We start from the raw sequence: 17,450 nt of genomic DNA, 5'->3' as shown, positions 1-17,450 counted from the left end.
CGACGTCGCACGGCAGGTATCAAGATGAACACTTGCTAAACCAAGGTATCTTTGCATAATGCGCGTTTCCCTAATTGGCAGCCAAACAGACAGAAAGCACTATGATTAATGACGTCATCTCCCCGGAATTTGATGAGAACGGCCGCGCGATGCGCCGTATCCGCAGTTTTGTCCGCCGCCAGGGGCGGTTGACCAAAGGCCAGCAGCACGCGCTGGACAACTATTGGCCGGTGATGGGCGTGGAGTATCAGGCTGAACCTGTCGATATCGCCGCACTGTTCGGGCGCGACGCGCCGACCGTGCTGGAGATCGGTTTTGGCATGGGCGCCTCGCTGGTGACCATGGCGAGCAACAATCCACAGCAGAACTTCCTGGGGATTGAGGTGCATTCGCCGGGCGTGGGCGCTTGCCTGGCTGACGCCACTGAAGCGGAATTGAGCAACCTGCGCGTGATGTGTCACGATGCGGTTGAGGTGCTGGAGAATATGATCCCGGACGGGTCGCTGGACATGGTGCAGCTGTTTTTCCCCGATCCGTGGCACAAAGCGCGCCACAACAAACGCCGCATCGTACAGACGCCGTTTGTTGAACTGGTGCGACGCAAACTGAAAGTCGGCGGCGTATTCCATATGGCCACCGACTGGCAACCTTATGCAGAACATATGTTAGAGGTTATGAACGGGATCTCAGGCTACCGTAATCTTTCCAGCGATAATGATTACGTGCCGCGTCCGGATTCACGCCCGCTGACAAAATTTGAATTACGCGGCCAGCGTCTGGGACATGGCGTTTGGGATTTGATGTTTGAGAGGAAAGAATAATGGCTAAGAACCGCAGTCGTCGTTTACGTAAAAAGTTACACATTGAAGAGTTTCAGGAGCTGGGTTTCTCCGTAGCATGGCGCTTTGCCGAAGGCACCGCGGTTGAGGATATCGACAACACGCTGGACGCTTTCATCGACGAAGTGATTGAGCCGAATGGCCTGGCGTTTGACGGAAGCGGCTATCTGCAGTGGGAAGGGTTAATCTGCCTGCAAACCATCGGGCATTGCACCGACGAACAGCGTGAACTGGTCAAAAAATGGCTGGAAGCGCGCAAGCTGTCTGACGTTAAGGTCAGCGATCTGTTCGATATCTGGTGGGATTGATTTTCTCAGCCTGATGAGTGCGGCATCGCGCCGTGCTGTTCATTGATTTAAGGTGCCTTTACGGCACCTTAGACTGTGGACAACCCGCCGAAAAACGTGGTTTTCGCTGGGTTGGGGTAAAACAGAAAATCTGATTCTTTGTTTTTATTGGCACTCATAGCGCTGCTTTTAACTACAGAGAACTTTTTCAGCATTCTCAGGTGCCTTTACGGCACCTTTGTTTTGTCCGGAGTGTGACCGAGGTGGTAACGACATTGGATAACGCGTTGCTGGATGACATCCTGCAACAGGTGCGCCCGCTGATTGGTAAAGGGAAAGTGGCGGACTATATACCGGCGCTGGCGGAAGTAGCCGCCGACCGTCTGGCGATCGCCGTTTGCACCGTCGACGGCGAGATGTTCCAGGCTGGGGATGCCACGGAGCGTTTCTCTATTCAGTCCATTTCCAAAGTGCTGAGCCTGACGCTGGCGCTGACGCGCTACCAGGAACACGAGATCTGGCAACGGGTCGGTAAAGAGCCTTCCGGCCTGCCGTTCAACTCGTTGCTGCAGCTGGAAATGGAACAGGGCAAGCCGCGCAATCCGTTTATCAATCCCGGCGCGCTGGTGGTGTGCGACATGCTGCAAACCCGGCTCAGCGCCCCTAAACAGCGGATGCTGGAAGTGGTGCGGCAACTGACCGGCGTAGACGATCTGGCCTATGATTCCCGCGTGGCGCGCTCCGAGTTCGAACACTCCGATCGCAACGCGGCGATAGCCTATCTGATGAAGTCGTTCGGCAACTTCGAAAACGACGTGCTCACCGTTTTGCAAACCTATTTCCACTACTGTGCGCTGCGCATGAGCTGCGTGGAGCTGGCGCGCAGCTTTGCCTACCTGGCCAATCACGGGCGTGACCTTAGTGGGCGCGAAGTGATAAGCCCGCTGCAAGCCCGCCAGATCAATGCGCTGATGATGACCAGCGGCATGTACGACGGCGCGGGGGAGTTTGCTTATCGAGTGGGCATGCCGGGCAAATCCGGCGTGGGCGGCGGCATTGTCGCTATCGTGCCCGATGAGTTGTCGATCGCCGTCTGGTCGCCGGAGCTGGATGCATCCGGTAACTCCCTGGCGGGAACTGCGGCGCTGGAACTGTTGTCTCAACGGATTAGCCGTTCGATTTTTTAATCCCACCACGGAAGGGAGTCAGGAGAAAATATGTTAAAGAAAACCGGGTTAGCCTTACTGCTGTTGACCGCTTCACAGGCGCATGCCGAATATCAGTGCAGCGTTAAACCCCAGGACGACGTGGTTATCAGCCCGCAAAACGTGCAGGTGACTGGCGCCAGCGGCAATCTGCAGATTTCGGCGGATGGCGATGTCACCCGTAACGGCCAGGCGCTGAGCCTTAACGACAGCCAGCGCCAGAAAGCTTTCAGTTACCAGAGTGCGCTACGCAAAGAACTGCCGTGGATCGACAAGGGCGCGCAGCAGCATCTGGAAAAAGCTCGGGTGGCGCTGGACAAGGTGATCGTGAAGGAGCTGGGGAGCGACAGCAATGTGCGCAACCGCCTGACCACGCTGAACGACCAACTTAAGCAGCAGATGAACCGCATTATCGAACACCGCAGCGACGGCCTGGCCTTCCACCACAAGGCGATCGACCAGGTTGAGCAGGATGGCCGCAATCTCGTGCAGCAAAGCATGGGCGGCGTGCTGCAAGACAGCCTGAACGAGATGGGCGTCAAGCAGGCCACCAGCAGCGGCGGTAACCCGTTGCAGGCGATTATGGGCAATCTGGGTGGCCTGCAGAAGGCGATTCAGAACGAATGGAACAACCAGGAGCAGGATTTCCAGAACTTTGGTCACGACGTCTGCAACCGCGTTACCGGCCTGGAAACCCAGCGTAAAGACCTGCTTAACGCGTTGAAGTAACATTAGCTTTATCGCTATCGGAGCGTTTTTTGACCTGCTGACGACTATCTGACAGACTGGCTAAACTATAATCAATTGCCAAAAGGATTTTGCATTGATGCCAGTGATATTTCGTTTTAAAGGGTATAAGTTTTTCTTTTACTCAAATGAAGGCGATCCGTTAGAACCTGCTCATATTCATTTCAGAGACACGGGGACGGAAGCCAAGTTCTGGTTGACGCCGGTTGTGCAACTGGCACGCAATGATGGGTTTAATTCCAGAGTATTAAAAGAGTTAGCTGGAATTATTGAAGATCACCAGTCGCTGTTTTTGGAGGCCTGGAATGAGTATTTCAGCTAAAGCTGTCAGCTTTGATGAGGTGACAATGTGGGTGGAGCTGAGCGATGCCAGAATTATTGGTGTTCCGCTAACATGGTTCCCCCGGTTGCTGAATGCAACGGATGAACAACGTGCTTGCTATGAGCTGAGTGCTTGTGGGATCCATTGGGATGCGTTGGATGAAGATATTTCCGTTGAAGGTTTGCTAAAGGGGCGTGGCGATGTGACACATCGCCCCCATCAGGCGGCCTGAGACACAGGTCCGTTGACTTAATAAAAAAGCGCTGATAATTCAGCGCTTTTTGTTTATTCATCCGCCAGGAACAGCTCCAGCAGCGAGTTAAGGAACAGTTTGCCTTTTTCGGTGATCTGCCAGTATTCCGTCGTTTCTTCCAGATAACCTTTCTCCAGCGCCTCATCCAACTGCGGGCGAATAACGCTTTCGTCCAGCCCGGTGTAGTTGGCGAAATCGACGCGTGGCGCGGCTTCCAGCAGGCGGAAGCGGTTCATAAAGAACTCGAACGGCCGATCTGCCGTCGTCACCTCATGCTGTTTGTCCATGTACTTGCCCTGCATAAAACCGCGCGGATGCTTGGTTTTCGCGGTGCGCAGAATGCGGCCGTCGCTGAAGGTCAGCTTGCCATGCGCGCCGCAGCCAATCCCCAGATAGTCGCCGAAGCGCCAGTAGTTGAGGTTGTGCTGGCATTGGTAGCCCGGTTTGGCGTAGGCCGAGGTTTCATACTGCTGGTAGCCGGCGGCGCTCAGCAATTGGTGGCCGCGTTCGAAGATGTCCCACAGCGCATCGTCGTCCGGCAGCACCGGCGGCCGCGAGCTGAACAGGGTGTTTGGCTCGATGGTTAGTTGGTACCACGACAGGTGCGGCGGGTTCAGAGCGATCGCCTGGCGCAGATCGTCCAGCGCCTCTTCCAGCGACTGGTCCGGCAAGCCGTGCATCAGATCGAGGTTAAAGCTGCGCAGGCCGAGATCGGTGGCCAGGTGTGCCGCACGCTTGGCCTCTTCCGGGCCGTGAATGCGCCCCAGACGAGTTAACTTCTCCGCGCTGAAGCTTTGCACGCCGATCGAGATGCGGTTCACACCGGCGCGCTGGTAGCCGCTGAAGCGATCGGCCTCCACGGTACCGGGGTTGGCTTCCATGGTGATCTCCGCGTCATCGGCGACGCGAATACGCGCCCGCACGCCATCGAGCAGCGATTGCATCGCCTCGGCGCTCAGCAGGCTGGGGGTACCGCCGCCGATAAAAATGGTGCTGATCTCCCGGCCGTCTACCAGCGGCAGATCGGCATCCAGATCGGCCAGCAGATGATCGACGTATTCCTGATGCGGCACTTCCCCCTTCAACGCATGCGAGTTGAAGTCGCAGTACGGGCACTTCTGCACGCACCACGGGATGTGAATGTACAAACTCAGCGGGGGCAACTTAAGCATTGCGCATGGCTTCCAGCATCAGCTTCAGCGCCTTACCGCGATGTGACACCGCGCTCTTCTCGTCGCGGCTCAGTTCGGCGGCGGTGCGGCCCAACTCCGGGACGTAGAAGACAGGATCGTAACCGAAACCACCGGCACCGGCGGATTCAAAAGCGATTTCACCCGCCCAGCAGCCGTGGAACACCAGCGGCGTCGGGTCTTCTGCATGGCGCATATACACCAGCACGCAATGGAACTGCGCGCCGCGGCTGCCTTGCGGCACGTCTTTCAGCGCTACCAGCAGCTTGTCGAGGTTTTGCTGGTCAGAGGCGTCTACGCCGGCGTAGCGTGCAGAGTAGATGCCAGGCGCGCCGCCCAGGGCGTCCACCGCAAGGCCGGAGTCATCGGCGATCGCCGGCAGGCCGGTGATTTGCGCCGCGTGACGGGCTTTCAGGATGGCGTTTTCGATAAACGTCAGGCCGGTTTCCTCGGCGGAATCCACGCCCAGCTCGGTTTGTGCGACCACGTTCAGACCGAAATCGGCCAGCAGGTCGGCGAGTTCACGCACTTTTCCCGGGTTACCGGTGGCAAGAACGACTTTTTGCATGATGACTACCTTGAACATTATTCGATAAGCGCCGCGACCACGGCGGGGATTTGTTGCGGATTAACGATGCGTAACTGTTTATGCCGCCCCAGTTCGCCTTTCTCGATAGTGACGTTGCTTTTCGCCACTTTAAACTGCTTGGCGATAAACTTGATCAGATGGGCGTTGGCCTGGCCGTCAACCGGCGGGGCGGTAATGGCGACTTTAAGTTCGTCGCCATGCAAACCGATAATCTGGTCGCGGCTGGCTTTCGGCTGAATATATAGCCTGATCGCCAGCCCGTCCAGCACGGGGGTGACTGCACTCACAGCAGGAACCAGATCTCACCGAACAGATCCATACCCAGGTAGTTGATCAGATACAGGATCAGGATCACCACCATCGCTGAAAAATCGATGCCGCCCATGGCGGGAAGAATGCGGCGGATCGGGGCCATCAGGGGTTCAGTCAACTGATACATCACATAGTCAATCGGGCTGCGGCCCTGGCTTATCCAGCTCATCAGGGCACGGATAATCATCACCCAGAAGATCAGATAACCCGCTGACTTGACCAGCGAAATCAGGCCAAACAGCAGGTTATACGGGCTGAGCGACATTGCGCCGCCCTGAATCAGCAGCAGCAGCGGGTACTTGATCGTCATCAGCAGGAACGCCAGCAACAGCGAAGCGCTGTCGACAGGCCCCAGCGACGGGATGATGCGACGCAGCGGGCCGACCACCGGTTGGGTGATCTTCACCACGAACTGGGCGAACGGGTTATAAAAGTCGGTACGCGTCCACTGCATCCAAATGCGTAGCAGCAGCACCATAACGTAAAGATCAATAACGGTTTTGACCAAAAAAGTCAGCGTTAGCATGAAAGGGTCCTTCTCCTTAACTCTCGGTTATTTAAAATGATTTTTCCATTTCCTGCGCACGGGAAACCGCCGCGCGCATGGCTTTGGCCACCGTCTCCGGCAGTTGCTGCTCGTTGAACACCCGCAGCGCTTCGGCGGTGGTGCCACCTTTGGAGGTGACCTGCTCGCGCAGGGTCGATAATGGCGTGTCCGGGTTGGCTTCCACCAACGCGGCGGCGCCGGAAGCGGCCTGTTGCACCAGCTCGCGCGCGGTTTGGCTGTCGAAGCCCATGCGCTCGGCTTCTTGCTGCATGGCTTCCATAAACAGGAAGAAGTAGGCCGGTGCGCTGCCTGCGGCGGCGATGACGCCGTTGATGCCGTTTTCGTCATCCACCCAGCAAACCTTGCCGACGGAGGCCATCAAATCGCCGGTGTAGTCGCGATCCTGCTGGCTGACCTGTTGCGGCGCGTACAGGCCGCTCATGCCTTTGCCAACCAGAGACGGGGTATTGGGCATAATGCGCACGATGCTCAGCTTGTCGCTCAACAGTTGGTAAAAACGGCTGACCTGAATGCCGGCGGCGATCGACAGCACCAGCTTGCCGGAGAAATCGACCTGTTGCAGCGGCTGACAGACGTCGGCCATCATCTGCGGTTTTACCGCCAACACCACAACCTCGGCCTCGCGCGTGCAGGCCAGGTTGTCGCTGCTGCTGACGATGCCGTAGTCCGCCGCCAGCGCATCGCGGTTTTTAGCCGAAGGCGCACAGACGCTGATGAATTTAGCCGGGTATCCGCCTGCCACCAGGCCGGCGATAATCGCGCGCGCCATGTTGCCGGCGCCAATAAAGGTAATCTTACGGTGTAGCATCAAAATTCCTCGTTATATGTGTATACCCGTCGTCTTTCAAGCTGCAGCGTTGTTACCTGCACTCGCTCACCCCAGTTACTTACTCAAGTAAGCGCCTGGGGATGAGCGAGCTGGGCGCCTAGCTGCAACTTGAAAACCATAGGGTATGTTAATTCGGTGAATAATCACGAGCGCCAAAAATTGCGGTGCCGATGCGCACCAGGGTGCTGCCTGCGGCGATCGCCGCCGCCATATCATCCGTCATGCCCATCGACAGGGTATCCACCTGCGGATAGCGCTGTTGCAGGGCCAGGAAGGCGTCGTTCATCTGGCCGAACACCGCCAACTGGCGCTGGTAGTCTTCTTCCGGAGCGGGAATCGCCATCAGCCCGCGCAGCGTAACGTTCGGCAGCGCGGCTACCGCCTCCGCCAGCGCCGGTAATTCAGCCAGTACAATGCCAGATTTACTCTGTTCATCGCTGATATTAATTTGGATCAGAACGTTAAGCGGCGGCATGCCTGCCGGGCGTTGATCGCTGAGCCGCTGGGCGATGCGCAGCCGATCCACCGTGTGGCACCAGGCGAAGTGCTCCGCCACCAGCCGGCTTTTATTGGATTGCAACGGGCCGATAAAGTGCCAATCCAGCGTTGCGCCTTCCGGCTGAGTGGCGAAATGCTGAACTTTATCCACGCCTTCCTGTACGTAATTCTCGCCAAAGGCACGCTGGCCGGCGGCGATGGCTTCTGCGATCGCCGCCACAGGTTTGGTTTTGCTGACTGCAAGCAGAGTGATTTCTTCTGGAGCGCGTGCGCAACCTTGAGCGGCTGTCGCGATGCGGCTTCTGACATCCTGCAGATTCTGTTGGATAGTGCTCATTATTGACCCAGGAGATTGATATGGATATCGACGAATTCGTGGCCCTTAGTGTAAAGCATAATGCTTCCGATCTGCACCTTTGTGCGGGCCATCAGCCCATGTTGCGCATTGATGGTGAACTGCAACCGCTGGAAAGGGCGGAAATACTGACTCAGGAGCGAATGCACCAGCTGTGCGGCGCGCTGCTGCAACCACCGCAACGGCAACATTTGCAGCAGCATGGGCAGCTCGATCTGGCGTTGATGCTGGCGGGCGATATCCGGCTGCGCGCCAATTTCTTTTTGCAAAGCCTGGGGATATCCATCGCGCTGCGGTTGATTGCCGGCCACTGCCCGACGCTGGCGACGTTAGCGGCGCCGGCCATTGTCCCCGCGCTGCTGCGGCGTGAGGATGGCCTGATATTGGTCACCGGCGCGACCGGCAGCGGTAAATCCACCACGCTGGCGGCGATGATTGACGACATCAATCAGCATCAACGTCGGCATGTCATCACGCTGGAAGACCCGATCGAATTTATGCACCGCAGCCGGAAGTCGTTGATTCAACAGCGTGAACTGGGCCGTGACAGCCACAGTTTTGACGAAGCGCTACGCGCCGCGCTGCGTGAAGATCCGGATGTGATCCTGTTGGGAGAACTGCGTGACACCACCACCATCCGTCTGGCGCTCACTGCGGCGGAAACCGGCCATTTGGTGCTGGCGACGCTGCATACCCGCAGCGCGCCGCAGGCGGTGGATCGTTTGGTAGACGTTTTCCCGGCGGAAGAAAAGCCTTATGTGCGTGCACAGCTGGCTGCCAGCCTGCAGGCAGTGATTGCGCAAAAGCTGCTAAGCAGGCCTGGTGGTGGGCGGGTGGCAATCTTTGAGGTGCTGACGGCGACGGCGGCGGTCAGCAGCATGATCCGCGAAGGCAAAACCCATCAGCTCTCCAGCGTGCTGCAAACCGGCGCGCAGTCCGGCATGCAGACTTTCGAACAGGGGTTACAGCAGCGGATCGACGCCGGTTTGCTGGGTGGAGAAGAAGGGGCGTGACGGGCCGGTTAACCCCGTTGCCGTTCGAACCAGCTTTCCAGAATCACGACTGCGGAGGCGGAGTCTACGCTGCCTTTGTCCAGAGCGCGGAAACCGCCGCGATCGAACAGATTGGCGCGCGCTTCGACGGTGCTGAGGCGTTCGTCATGCAGCGCGACCTGCACGCCAAAGCGGCCATGCAGACGGTTGGCGAATTTGCGTGCCTGGTCGGTCACCAACTGCTCGGTGCCATCCATATTCAACGGCAGGCCGACCACCACCAGATCCGGTTGCCACTCTTTCAGCAGCTTTTCGATCTTTTGCCAGTCCGGTGAGCCGTCCTGCGCTTTGAACGCCGCCAAGGCGCGGGCGCTGCCGGTGAGTTCCTGACCTATGGCCGCGCCGATGCTTTTGGTGCCGAAGTCGAAGGCGATAATGGTGCGGTTGGTCATCAGGCGTGTCCTGCGTGGTTGGCAATGCTGCGGATATCAATGCCAAGAAGGTTGGCGGCCTCGCGCCAGCGGCTGGCGATCGGCGTATGGAACAGAATGTCGGTATCGGCTTCGATGGTGAGCCAGGCATTTTCCAGCACTTCCTGTTCCAACTGGCCTTTTTCCCAGCCGGCATAGCCGAGCGCCACCAGCACGTCATCCGGCTGCTCCGGGGTGCCCAGCGTTTCCAACACGTCTTTTGAGGTGGTGATCATGGTATCCGGCGAAATCTGGATGCTGGAGCCAAAGCCACTGCGCGGCGTATGCAGGATAAACCCGCGATCGTCCGCCAATGGGCCGCCGGCGAATATCGGCCTATCCAGGCTGATGGCCGGATTGCGAGCGGGCGGCATGATCTTCAGCTTGCTCAACACCGTTTCCACCGTGAACTGTTCCACCGGCTTGTTGATCACCAGGCCCATGGCGCCTTCTTCATTGTGCTCGCAGACGTAAATCACCGAGCGTTTGAAGCGAGGATCCTGAAGAGATGGCATGGCGATAAGAAAATGGTGCTGTAAATTCATGGCGTTATTTAAGGTAATTGAGTGGTGAGAAGTTAAACAGCCGCCAGTATGCGGCTATACCCGTCGCCTTTCAAGCCGCAGCGGCGCTCCGAAAGGTCAGGATTGCGGGCGACAGCGCCGCCCGCATGGCGGATTACTTCGCTGCCAGGCGCTTTTCGATCGCGTCCATCAGCATACCGGTGATGGAAACCGGGAAAGCCGCTTCGATTTCGCGCGCACAAGTTGGGCTGGTGACGTTGATCTCGGTCAGACGATCGCCGATCACGTCCAGGCCAACGAAGATCAGGCCTTTCTCTTTCAGCGTCGGAGCCACTGCGCGGGCAATTTTCCAGTCGCTTTCGCTCAGAGGGCGCGGTTCGCCACGGCCACCGGCCGCCAGATTACCACGGGTTTCCCCCTGCGCCGGAATGCGCGCCAGGCAGTACGGCACAGGTTCGCCGTCAACCACCAGAATGCGCTTATCGCCTTCCTTGATCGCCGGCAAGAAGTTTTGCGCCATGCAGAAACGGCTGCCGTGCTCGGTTAAGGTCTCGATAATCACCGACAGGTTAGGATCGTCCTGCTTCACGCGGAAGATGGACGCGCCGCCCATGCCGTCCAGCGGTTTGAGGATGATGTCGCCGTGCTGCTGGTGGAATTTGCGGATGTGGGCTGCGCTGCGGCTGACCAGGGTGTCCGGCGTCAGCTCCGGGAACCAGGCGGTGAACAGCTTCTCGTTGCAGTCACGCAGGCTCTGAGGTTTGTTGACCACCAGCGTGCCTTTTACCTCTGCGCGCTCCAGAATATACGTCGCGTAGATGTATTCGGTATCGAATGGCGGATCCTTGCGCATCAGGATCACGTCCAGATCCTGCAGCGCCAGATCCTGCTCGGCTCCGAAGCTGAACCAGCTTTCTTTATCTTCTTTCACGCTTAGCAAGCGGGTGCGTGCGCGCCCATCACCGGCGTGCAGATAGAGATCGTTCATCTCTATGTAGTGCAGTTCCCAGCCACGGCGCTGCGCTTCGAGCAGCATGGCGAAGCTGGTGTCTTTCTTGATATTGATGGAGGCGATAGGGTCCATCACGATGCCGAGCTTAATCATTTTCTCTCCTTTAACCCAGATCGCCGAAACGTACCTGCAAAGCGGTAATTGCGGTGAGCGCTGTAGTTTCTGTACGCAGAACGCGTGGCCCCAGCAGGATATCAGTAAATCCGTAGCCAGTGGTCATCGCAATTTCGTCGGCGGATAACCCGCCTTCCGGCCCAATCAGCAGGCGGACATGGTCCACCGGCAGCGGCAGGGTATTGATGCTGTGGCTGGCGCGCGGGTGCAGGTTAAGCTTCAGACTGCCGTCCTGCTCGGCGCACCAGGCTTCCAACTGCATGGCCTCGCGAATTTCCGGAATGCGGTTGCGGCCGCATTGTTCACAGGCGGCGACGGCGATTTTCTGCCATTGCTGAATTTTTTTCGCCAGACGTTCGCCGTCCAACTTGACGCCGCAGCGTTCGGAAAACAGCGGGGTGATGACGTTAACGCCCAGTTCGATGGATTTCTGAATGGTGAACTCCATCTTCTCCCCGCGGGAAATCACCTGGCCCAGGTGCAGATTGAGCGGTGACTCGCGGTCTTCCAATTGGCCGGCGCTGAGTTGCACCTGCACGCTTTTCTTATCAACCCGAACGATCTCGGCGTTAAACACCCGGTTGCTGCCGTCGAACAGCTGCAACGTCTGGCCAGCGCTCATACGCAGCACGCGCCCGACGTGGTTGGCGGCATCTTCGCTCAGCGCGATTTCCGCATTGTCGATCAGCGGTTGCGGGTGATAAATGCGGGGTATACGCATGTGAATATTCGATCCTGACTAAAGGGGTAGGCAGCTTGATAGAGAGAGGCTATACCCTATGAATTTCGAGTTGCAGCTAGGCGCCCAGCTCGTTCATCCCCAGGAGCTTACTTAAGTAAGTGACTGGGGTGAGCGAGTGCAGGTAACAACGCTGCGGCTTGAAAGGCGACGGGTATATAGTAGGTTAGCCTTTTCGTTGCTGGCAAGCCTGTTGAATATAGGCGTTATGGTTGCCCTGAACCTTGGCGATGCGTGCTTCACGCAGACATTCCCATTGGCTGACCGGATATTGGCGGTTCCACACTTCGAACAATTGGGTTTGCTGGCGCGAAAGCCGCAGTTGATAACGGTCGCGCATATAGAAATAGGTGCGTGCGATAGTGCCACGGGCCCGCGCCGGCGGCTCAGCCTGCTTATTTTTGAAGTCCACTTTCATCGGGCATTGGCCGTACTGGCCTTCACCGCCTTTCCACTGGCTGTACATAAAGTTATTGCGATCGCCGTTCACTTCCCCGATCGCCGGCTGCAGGTTGTGCAGATCGGTTTCGATCTGGCGGTAGGTCGCGTCTTTATTGCAGTTTTTGCGGCCGCCCTGTTGCCAGCATTGCAACTGGTGGCCGAACTGCCAGGCCGGCACCACGTGTTCCCATTCAATGCGCTGTGCGCGCTGGACGTTTTTACGCGCCTGATAGCCGCAGCTGTTGAGGTCAGGAATGCCTTTTTTACCCTGCCAGTCGATCCGGCATCCGCAGTAAAAAGAGCCGGGCGCGTCCTGATTGATTTTGGCCGCTGCGGTCTTGGCCTGAGAGAAATTATTGATGCCGTGGGCGTGCGCGGCACCTGCAATGAAAACTACCATAAACAGAATTTTGCGAAGCATATTCCAAAACAGCTCGAAATTGGAAAAGCAGGCAGGGTAATGGAAGTTTACAACAGTGGCAAACGTCCCCGTCGCCTTTCAAGCTACAGCGTTGTTACCTGCACTCGTTCACCCCAGTCACTTACTAAAGTAAGCTCCTGGGGATGAACGAGCTGGGCGCCTAGCTGTAACTCGAAATTCATAGGGGGATACGCGTGATTCTCTCGATTAAACAGGCTCGCCGGCGAAAAATTTCAGCTTGTCGCCGCACTGGCGACAGCGGTATTCGCTTTCACCGCGCAGCACCCGATTATGACGGCGCACGGTGAGCTGATGCTGCTGACAACCGCACAGGTAGGGGAAGGTTTTGCTCTGCACCGAGGCGATTTCAAACTGGTGAGTGCGGCTGGCGGGCACCTGCAAGACGTTTTCCATCATCTGGCGCCATTCATGGCCATGTGGCGGCACGCGGCCAAACTGGCGGAACACCAGCAGGTGCGCCAGCTCATGCGGCACCACTTCGTCGATAAACGGCTGCTGATTTTCCATTAACAGCACCGGATTCAGCCTGATTTCCCAGGATTGCAGCCAGGCGGTGCCCGCAGTGGTGCCGCGTTGCTGGTAAACGACTTTGGGTTCAGGAAACTCGACGGAAAAATGCTGGCGGGCCAGCTGGAGCTTTTCCCGCAGGCAGCGCATTACCGCCTGTTGCAGCGCAATGGGGATTCTTACTTTATTCATTGTGGGTAGCTTAAGCAAAGGCGCACCGGCTGGCAATAAGACGGAAAACTAATTCCGCGCTCACTCCCGGCAGGTTTTTCACCGCATTGATAAGCCGATCGTCTCTGACGGATTGTAATCAATGTGTTAACTGCGGGATAATAAAGCGTGCATGCTGAGTCTGTACCCGCAGTGCTCATCGTATGAGGTTGGAAAAAAACCACCTGAAGTAATACCTTGCTAATATAGGGGTTATTATGCGATTCAGCGCAATAACCGACTGATTAAAAATAAGTAAGGTGTGGGCAGTTTTTTGCCGCAGCCTGCCCCGGGCATGCTGAGTAAGTGTGAATTTAACGCAGCTGATGTTGCAAGTGAGAGATCAATGTCGAATAAACCGTTCCATTATCAAGATCCGTTCCCGCTGAAGAAAGACGATACCGAGTACTATCTGCTGAGCCGCGATCACGTTTCTGTGAGTGAGTTTGAAGGCCAGGAAATCCTGAAAGTTGCCCCCGAAGCGTTAACCCTGCTCGCCCAGCATGCTTTCCATGACGCTTCGTTTATGCTGCGCCCGGCGCACCAACAGCAGGTTGCCGATATTCTTGAGGATCCGGACGCCAGCGAAAACGATAAGTACGTTGCGCTGCAATTTCTGCGTAACTCAGAAATCGCCGCCAAGGGTATTTTGCCAACCTGCCAGGACACCGGCACCGCGATCATCATGGGGAAAAAGGGCCAGCGTGTCTGGACCGGCGGCGGCGATGAAGAAGCGCTGTCGCGCGGGGTGTACAACACCTTTATCGAAGACAACCTGCGTTATTCGCAAAACGCCGCGCTGGACATGTACAACGAGGTCAACACCGGCAGCAACCTGCCGGCGCAGATCGATCTCTACAGTGTGGACGGTGAAGAGTACAAGTTCCTGTGCGTCGCCAAAGGCGGCGGCTCGGCCAACAAAACTTATCTGTATCAGGAAACCAAGGCGCTGCTGTCGCCGGGCAAGCTGAAAGATTACCTGGTCGATAAAATGCGCACGCTGGGCACCGCGGCCTGTCCGCCTTACCACGTGGCGTTTGTCATCGGGGGCACTTCGGCTGAAGCTACGCTGAAAACCGTCAAGCTGGCGTCGACCAAGTACTACGACGGCCTGCCGACCGAAGGCAACGAACATGGTCAGGCGTTCCGTGATGTGGCGCTGGAAGAAGAGTTGCTGAAAGAAGCGCAGAACCTGGGGCTGGGCGCGCAATTTGGCGGTAAATACTTCGCGCATGATGTCCGCGTGGTGCGTTTGCCGCGCCACGGCGCATCCTGCCCGGTTGGCATGGGCGTTTCCTGCTCCGCTGACCGCAATATCAAGGGCAAAATCAACCGCGACGGCATTTGGCTCGAGAAGCTGGAGCACAATCCGGGCAAATTTATCCCGCAGGAGCTGCGTCAGGCCGGAGAGGGAGAGGCGGTCAAGATCGACCTCAACCGCCCGATGGCCGATATCCTCAAGCAGCTGTCGCAGTATCCGGTATCGACCCGCCTGTCGCTGAGCGGCACCATCATCGTGGGTCGCGACATCGCGCACGCCAAGCTGAAAGAGCGTCTGGATCGCGGTGAAGGTTTGCCGCAATACGTTAAGGATCACCCGATTTACTACGCCGGTCCGGCCAAAACGCCAGACGGTTACGCCTCGGGTTCGTTGGGGCCGACCACCGCCGGGCGCATGGACTCTTACGTCGATCTGCTGCAATCTCACGGTGGCAGCATGATCATGCTGGCGAAGGGCAACCGCAGCCAGCAGGTGACGGATGCCTGCAACAAACACGGCGGTTTCTACCTTGGCAGCATCGGCGGCCCGGCTGCGGTTCTGGCGCAGCAAAGCATCAAGAGCCTGACCTGTGTGGAATACCCGGAACTGGGGATGGAAGCGATCTGGAAAATCGAAGTGGAAGATTTCCCGGCGTTTATTCTGGTGGATGACAAAGGCAATGACTTCTTCCAGAAGATCCAGGCCGGCCAGTGCTCGCGCTGCGTGAAATAACCCTTCAAAAACAGTTGCCGCCTGATAGGGGCGGCAACTTTCAGACTGAACTTCATCCTGTGTAAAGTCCTGTTGCCCGCTGGACGCCTTGTTTTAACCTGTATACCCTACGCACAAAGCAGTAAAACGTGCGCACCGGCATATTTGGAACGGAAGGTTCGGTAAGAAAATGGGAACGCAGGAAAATCACATCAGGGATCTGCTGGTCTGGATTGAGGACAATCTGACTAATCCGCTGTCATTGGATATTGTGTCCGCCAAATCAGGCTACTCGAAATGGTATCTGCAGCGGCTTTTCAAGATGCAGACCGGTCTGTCGCTGGCGTCGTATATTCGCGCACGACGTTTGTATCTGGCCGCTTTCGCTTTGCGTTTCACGCGAAAGAGCATTCTTGATATTTCCGTAGAATATCAATTTGATAACCAACAAACCTTTTCCCGCTGTTTCAAAAAGCACTTTGCCGAATCCCCCAGCGTCTACCGCCATGCCCGCAAGCAGGACTTCAGCCATCTGGTGCGTTCGCTGTCCGCCGGTCAGCCTGGCGATATTAAGGTCGATCGCGTCACCGTTGATAAAGGCCAGTATCTCCTCAGAGGGAAAAATTACGCCTATCACCTGGACATCGAACATCTGGATAAGTCGCATCTGCATCTGCGCAGCGGAATCAAAGAGAATTTCTACAAGCTGCTTGGCGGCCGTCCGTCGTTGGTCTACGCGCTGACCCATTTGAGGCCGGATGGGGAACGGGTCAGGGTGGATTATGCTCTCGGTGTTGAGGCGGACGGTTCGGTCGATGCCGTTTCCGAGCTTGAGCCGCTGCCGGACATCCACGGCGATTTTTGCCGCTTTTGTTATTCCGGCAAGCCGGTGGCACTGAACGACCACGTGGTGCAGATATACACTCAGGTATTGCCGGAACTCGGTCTGGCCCGCCGGGAAGGACCTGACCTGACGTTGTTCAGGTATTCGCTCGATGAGTGGGAGGAGCTGCATCTGGAGCTTCAGCACCTGGTACCCGTAATTCCTCTGGACTGAAAGGCCGGGCCGCTGCGCGATTTTTCTGTTGCACGATATCGGCCATCACCGCCAGGGCGATTTCCGCCGGCGTTTTACTGCCGAGCGGCAGCCCGATCGGCGCATGAATACGCTCCAGCTCTTGTGGGCTGAACTCGGCAATCTGCTGCAGGCGCTGGCGGCGGCGCGCGCTGTTGCGCAGCGAACCCATGGCGCCGATGTAAAACGCCGGGGTATGTATGGCCTCCATCAACGTCAGATCGTCCATCCGCGGGTCGTGAGTCAGCGCCACAATGGCGGTATTGGCGTGGCACCCGCCGTCCTCAATAAATTTGGCCGGGAACTGGCGCAGCAGCGTCACGCCGGGCCGGAGCTGGGGGGCGAAGTTATCCAGCGCCTCCGGGCGGTTTTCGCACACCAGCACTTCGAACCCCAACGAACCGGCGAAATCGGCGCAATACAGTGCCACGCTCGATAACCCGGCAATCAGCAGGCGCGGTGCAGCGGCGATATTCAGCGTGATTTGTTGCCCATGGCGCTCCACCTGGGTGGCACTGGCGAAGTCGGTCAGTTCCAGGTTGCGGCAGGCATCGGGCAAGGTCAGGCGTTTGACCAACGCGTGGTGTCCGTCCAGTGCGCCGGCGATTTTTGTCAGGTAGCCGATGCTGTCGTCACCGGCCGGCAGGTATTCAATCAGCACGTCCAGCACGCCGCCACAGGGCAACGCCACGTTCGGCTCCAGGCCGCCTTCACCGTAGCGGATCACCTGGCTGGCCGCCAGATACTCCCCGGCCGCCACGCGTCGCAAAAAATCCTCTTCCACGCAGCCGCCAGACAGCGAGCCGCAGTAATGCCCGTTCTGAGTTGCCGCCAGCAGCGCGCCTGGCGATCGCGGCGAGGAGCCGTAAGTATTCAGTACGGTACACAGCCACACCGGCTGCTGTTTTAGCCAGCTTATCGCCTGGCTGACCACGGTGATATCAAGATGCTGCATAGA

Annotated in this window: 22 protein-coding genes; 9 read left to right on the top strand and 13 right to left on the bottom strand. The window is 57.4% G+C overall.

All coding sequences use genetic code 11. The features are described 5' to 3' along the window. Window positions 1-101: 101 nt before the first annotated feature. From trmB to SERAS12_RS25890, 6 genes are all read left to right on the top strand, one after another. The gene (trmB, locus tag SERAS12_RS21185; RefSeq protein ID WP_013814492.1) at window positions 102-821 is read left to right on the top strand and encodes a tRNA (guanosine(46)-N7)-methyltransferase TrmB; all 720 of its coding nucleotides are present in this window, start codon (window positions 102-104) and stop codon (window positions 819-821) included. Beyond that, window positions 821-1,147, top strand: coding sequence for a YggL family protein (locus tag SERAS12_RS21180; protein WP_006327910.1), 327 nt, complete (start codon window positions 821-823; stop codon window positions 1,145-1,147). The genes trmB and SERAS12_RS21180 overlap by 1 nt, the downstream gene beginning before the upstream one ends. Window positions 1,148-1,389: 242 nt before the next feature. Beyond that, window positions 1,390-2,313, top strand: a complete 924-nt coding sequence (gene glsB, locus SERAS12_RS21175) for a glutaminase B (RefSeq protein WP_013814491.1) — start codon at window positions 1,390-1,392, stop codon at window positions 2,311-2,313. A 30-nt stretch (window positions 2,314-2,343) separates the two neighbouring features. Continuing rightward, window positions 2,344-3,060, top strand: a complete 717-nt coding sequence (locus tag SERAS12_RS21170) for a DUF2884 domain-containing protein (RefSeq protein WP_013814490.1) — start codon at window positions 2,344-2,346, stop codon at window positions 3,058-3,060. 97 nt (window positions 3,061-3,157) lie between these two features. Further along, complete coding sequence (locus tag SERAS12_RS21165; protein WP_013814489.1) at window positions 3,158-3,400, top strand: DUF4160 domain-containing protein; 243 nt, start codon at window positions 3,158-3,160, stop codon at window positions 3,398-3,400. Next, window positions 3,384-3,632 (top strand): DUF2442 domain-containing protein, encoded by a 249-nt coding sequence (locus SERAS12_RS25890; protein WP_013814488.1) that lies wholly within the window; start codon window positions 3,384-3,386, stop codon window positions 3,630-3,632. Before SERAS12_RS21165 ends, SERAS12_RS25890 begins: the two co-directional genes overlap by 17 nt. 53 nt (window positions 3,633-3,685) lie before the next feature. Here the strand turns inward: SERAS12_RS25890 and hemW are convergent, their stop codons facing one another. The 6 genes from hemW to SERAS12_RS21135 form a co-directional block, all read right to left on the bottom strand. Further along, window positions 3,686-4,825 carry a radical SAM family heme chaperone HemW gene (gene hemW, locus SERAS12_RS21160; protein ID WP_013814487.1) on the bottom strand — a complete coding sequence of 380 codons (1,140 nt, stop codon included), beginning with the start codon at window positions 4,823-4,825 and terminating at the stop codon, window positions 3,686-3,688. After that, window positions 4,818-5,411, bottom strand: a complete 594-nt coding sequence (locus tag SERAS12_RS21155) for an XTP/dITP diphosphatase (protein WP_041416652.1) — start codon at window positions 5,409-5,411, stop codon at window positions 4,818-4,820. The genes hemW and SERAS12_RS21155 overlap by 8 nt, the downstream gene beginning before the upstream one ends. A gap of 17 nt (window positions 5,412-5,428) precedes the next feature. After that, the gene (gene yggU / locus SERAS12_RS21150; protein ID WP_004948014.1) at window positions 5,429-5,719 is read right to left on the bottom strand and encodes a DUF167 family protein YggU; all 291 of its coding nucleotides are present in this window, start codon (window positions 5,717-5,719) and stop codon (window positions 5,429-5,431) included. Beyond that, window positions 5,716-6,270 (bottom strand): YggT family protein, encoded by a 555-nt coding sequence (locus SERAS12_RS21145; RefSeq protein WP_004948012.1) that lies wholly within the window; start codon window positions 6,268-6,270, stop codon window positions 5,716-5,718. Before SERAS12_RS21145 ends, yggU begins: the two co-directional genes overlap by 4 nt. Before the next feature lie 31 nt (window positions 6,271-6,301). Then, window positions 6,302-7,120, bottom strand: a complete 819-nt coding sequence (gene proC, locus SERAS12_RS21140; protein ID WP_013814485.1) for a pyrroline-5-carboxylate reductase — start codon at window positions 7,118-7,120, stop codon at window positions 6,302-6,304. A 148-nt stretch (window positions 7,121-7,268) separates the two neighbouring features. Next, window positions 7,269-7,976 (bottom strand): YggS family pyridoxal phosphate-dependent enzyme, encoded by a 708-nt coding sequence (locus SERAS12_RS21135; protein ID WP_013814484.1) that lies wholly within the window; start codon window positions 7,974-7,976, stop codon window positions 7,269-7,271. A gap of 20 nt (window positions 7,977-7,996) precedes the next feature. On the opposite strand from SERAS12_RS21135, the gene SERAS12_RS21130 reads away from it, so the two are divergent. Next, window positions 7,997-9,007, top strand: coding sequence for a type IV pilus twitching motility protein PilT (locus SERAS12_RS21130; RefSeq protein ID WP_013814483.1), 1,011 nt, complete (start codon window positions 7,997-7,999; stop codon window positions 9,005-9,007). An 8-nt stretch (window positions 9,008-9,015) separates the two neighbouring features. On the opposite strand, the gene ruvX is transcribed toward SERAS12_RS21130, so the two are convergent. From ruvX to SERAS12_RS21100, 6 genes are all read right to left on the bottom strand, one after another. Beyond that, window positions 9,016-9,438, bottom strand: a complete 423-nt coding sequence (ruvX, locus tag SERAS12_RS21125) for a Holliday junction resolvase RuvX (protein WP_013814482.1) — start codon at window positions 9,436-9,438, stop codon at window positions 9,016-9,018. After that, window positions 9,438-10,001: a YqgE/AlgH family protein gene (locus SERAS12_RS21120; protein ID WP_013814481.1), complete on the bottom strand. Its 564-nt coding sequence runs from the start codon at window positions 9,999-10,001 to the stop codon at window positions 9,438-9,440. Before SERAS12_RS21120 ends, ruvX begins: the two co-directional genes overlap by 1 nt. A gap of 133 nt (window positions 10,002-10,134) precedes the next feature. Then, entirely contained in the window at window positions 10,135-11,085 is a 951-nt protein-coding gene (gene gshB, locus SERAS12_RS21115) for a glutathione synthase (protein ID WP_013814480.1), read from the bottom strand. Between the two features lie 10 nt (window positions 11,086-11,095). After that, entirely contained in the window at window positions 11,096-11,827 is a 732-nt protein-coding gene (rsmE, locus tag SERAS12_RS21110) for a 16S rRNA (uracil(1498)-N(3))-methyltransferase (RefSeq protein ID WP_013814479.1), read from the bottom strand. A 184-nt stretch (window positions 11,828-12,011) separates the two neighbouring features. Beyond that, window positions 12,012-12,707, bottom strand: coding sequence for a deoxyribonuclease I (gene endA / locus SERAS12_RS21105; protein WP_013814478.1), 696 nt, complete (start codon window positions 12,705-12,707; stop codon window positions 12,012-12,014). A 207-nt stretch (window positions 12,708-12,914) separates the two neighbouring features. Further along, window positions 12,915-13,427 carry a SprT family zinc-dependent metalloprotease gene (locus SERAS12_RS21100; protein ID WP_013814477.1) on the bottom strand — a complete coding sequence of 171 codons (513 nt, stop codon included), beginning with the start codon at window positions 13,425-13,427 and terminating at the stop codon, window positions 12,915-12,917. 364 nt (window positions 13,428-13,791) lie between these two features. On the opposite strand from SERAS12_RS21100, the gene fumA reads away from it, so the two are divergent. Both fumA and SERAS12_RS25885 read left to right on the top strand, forming a co-directional pair. Further along, a complete protein-coding gene (fumA, locus tag SERAS12_RS21095) occupies window positions 13,792-15,438 on the top strand; it encodes a class I fumarate hydratase FumA (RefSeq protein ID WP_013814476.1) in 1,647 nt (548 codons plus the stop codon). A 169-nt stretch (window positions 15,439-15,607) separates the two neighbouring features. Next, the gene (locus SERAS12_RS25885; RefSeq protein WP_013814475.1) at window positions 15,608-16,474 is read left to right on the top strand and encodes a helix-turn-helix domain-containing protein; all 867 of its coding nucleotides are present in this window, start codon (window positions 15,608-15,610) and stop codon (window positions 16,472-16,474) included. Here SERAS12_RS25885 and SERAS12_RS21085 read toward each other — a convergent pair. Further along, window positions 16,398-17,447, bottom strand: coding sequence for an XdhC family protein (locus SERAS12_RS21085; protein ID WP_013814474.1), 1,050 nt, complete (start codon window positions 17,445-17,447; stop codon window positions 16,398-16,400). The two genes, SERAS12_RS25885 and SERAS12_RS21085, sit on opposite strands and share 77 nt — an antisense overlap. Window positions 17,448-17,450: the final 3 nt, after the last annotated feature.

The sequence above is a fragment of the Serratia sp. AS12 genome, assembly GCF_000214195.1.
Lineage (GTDB): Bacteria > Pseudomonadota > Gammaproteobacteria > Enterobacterales > Enterobacteriaceae > Serratia > Serratia plymuthica.
Note: the sequence above shows the minus strand (reverse complement) of the source record. Positions and strands in the feature narration are given on the sequence as shown.

Excerpts from the sequence above, each read along its gene's own strand:
- rsmE (WP_013814479.1), bottom strand. The coding sequence starts at position 11,827 with ATGCGTATACCCCGCATTTATCACCCGCAACCGCTGATCGACAATGCG.
- fumA (WP_013814476.1), top strand. The coding sequence starts at position 13,792 with ATGTCGAATAAACCGTTCCATTATCAAGATCCGTTCCCGCTGAAGAAA.
- trmB (WP_013814492.1), top strand. The coding sequence starts at position 102 with ATGATTAATGACGTCATCTCCCCGGAATTTGATGAGAACGGCCGCGCG.
- SERAS12_RS21130 (WP_013814483.1), top strand. The coding sequence starts at position 7,997 with ATGGATATCGACGAATTCGTGGCCCTTAGTGTAAAGCATAATGCTTCC.
- SERAS12_RS21120 (WP_013814481.1), bottom strand. The coding sequence starts at position 10,001 with ATGAATTTACAGCACCATTTTCTTATCGCCATGCCATCTCTTCAGGAT.
- SERAS12_RS21135 (WP_013814484.1), bottom strand. The coding sequence starts at position 7,976 with ATGAGCACTATCCAACAGAATCTGCAGGATGTCAGAAGCCGCATCGCG.
- gshB (WP_013814480.1), bottom strand. The coding sequence starts at position 11,085 with ATGATTAAGCTCGGCATCGTGATGGACCCTATCGCCTCCATCAATATC.
- hemW (WP_013814487.1), bottom strand. The coding sequence starts at position 4,825 with ATGCTTAAGTTGCCCCCGCTGAGTTTGTACATTCACATCCCGTGGTGC.
- SERAS12_RS21180 (WP_006327910.1), top strand. The coding sequence starts at position 821 with ATGGCTAAGAACCGCAGTCGTCGTTTACGTAAAAAGTTACACATTGAA.
- SERAS12_RS21155 (WP_041416652.1), bottom strand. The coding sequence starts at position 5,411 with ATGCAAAAAGTCGTTCTTGCCACCGGTAACCCGGGAAAAGTGCGTGAA.
- SERAS12_RS25885 (WP_013814475.1), top strand. The coding sequence starts at position 15,608 with ATGGGAACGCAGGAAAATCACATCAGGGATCTGCTGGTCTGGATTGAG.
- ruvX (WP_013814482.1), bottom strand. The coding sequence starts at position 9,438 with ATGACCAACCGCACCATTATCGCCTTCGACTTCGGCACCAAAAGCATC.
- SERAS12_RS25890 (WP_013814488.1), top strand. The coding sequence starts at position 3,384 with ATGAGTATTTCAGCTAAAGCTGTCAGCTTTGATGAGGTGACAATGTGG.
- SERAS12_RS21165 (WP_013814489.1), top strand. The coding sequence starts at position 3,158 with ATGCCAGTGATATTTCGTTTTAAAGGGTATAAGTTTTTCTTTTACTCA.
- SERAS12_RS21170 (WP_013814490.1), top strand. The coding sequence starts at position 2,344 with ATGTTAAAGAAAACCGGGTTAGCCTTACTGCTGTTGACCGCTTCACAG.
- proC (WP_013814485.1), bottom strand. The coding sequence starts at position 7,120 with ATGCTACACCGTAAGATTACCTTTATTGGCGCCGGCAACATGGCGCGC.
- SERAS12_RS21085 (WP_013814474.1), bottom strand. The coding sequence starts at position 17,447 with ATGCAGCATCTTGATATCACCGTGGTCAGCCAGGCGATAAGCTGGCTA.
- endA (WP_013814478.1), bottom strand. The coding sequence starts at position 12,707 with ATGCTTCGCAAAATTCTGTTTATGGTAGTTTTCATTGCAGGTGCCGCG.
- SERAS12_RS21100 (WP_013814477.1), bottom strand. The coding sequence starts at position 13,427 with ATGAATAAAGTAAGAATCCCCATTGCGCTGCAACAGGCGGTAATGCGC.
- SERAS12_RS21145 (WP_004948012.1), bottom strand. The coding sequence starts at position 6,270 with ATGCTAACGCTGACTTTTTTGGTCAAAACCGTTATTGATCTTTACGTT.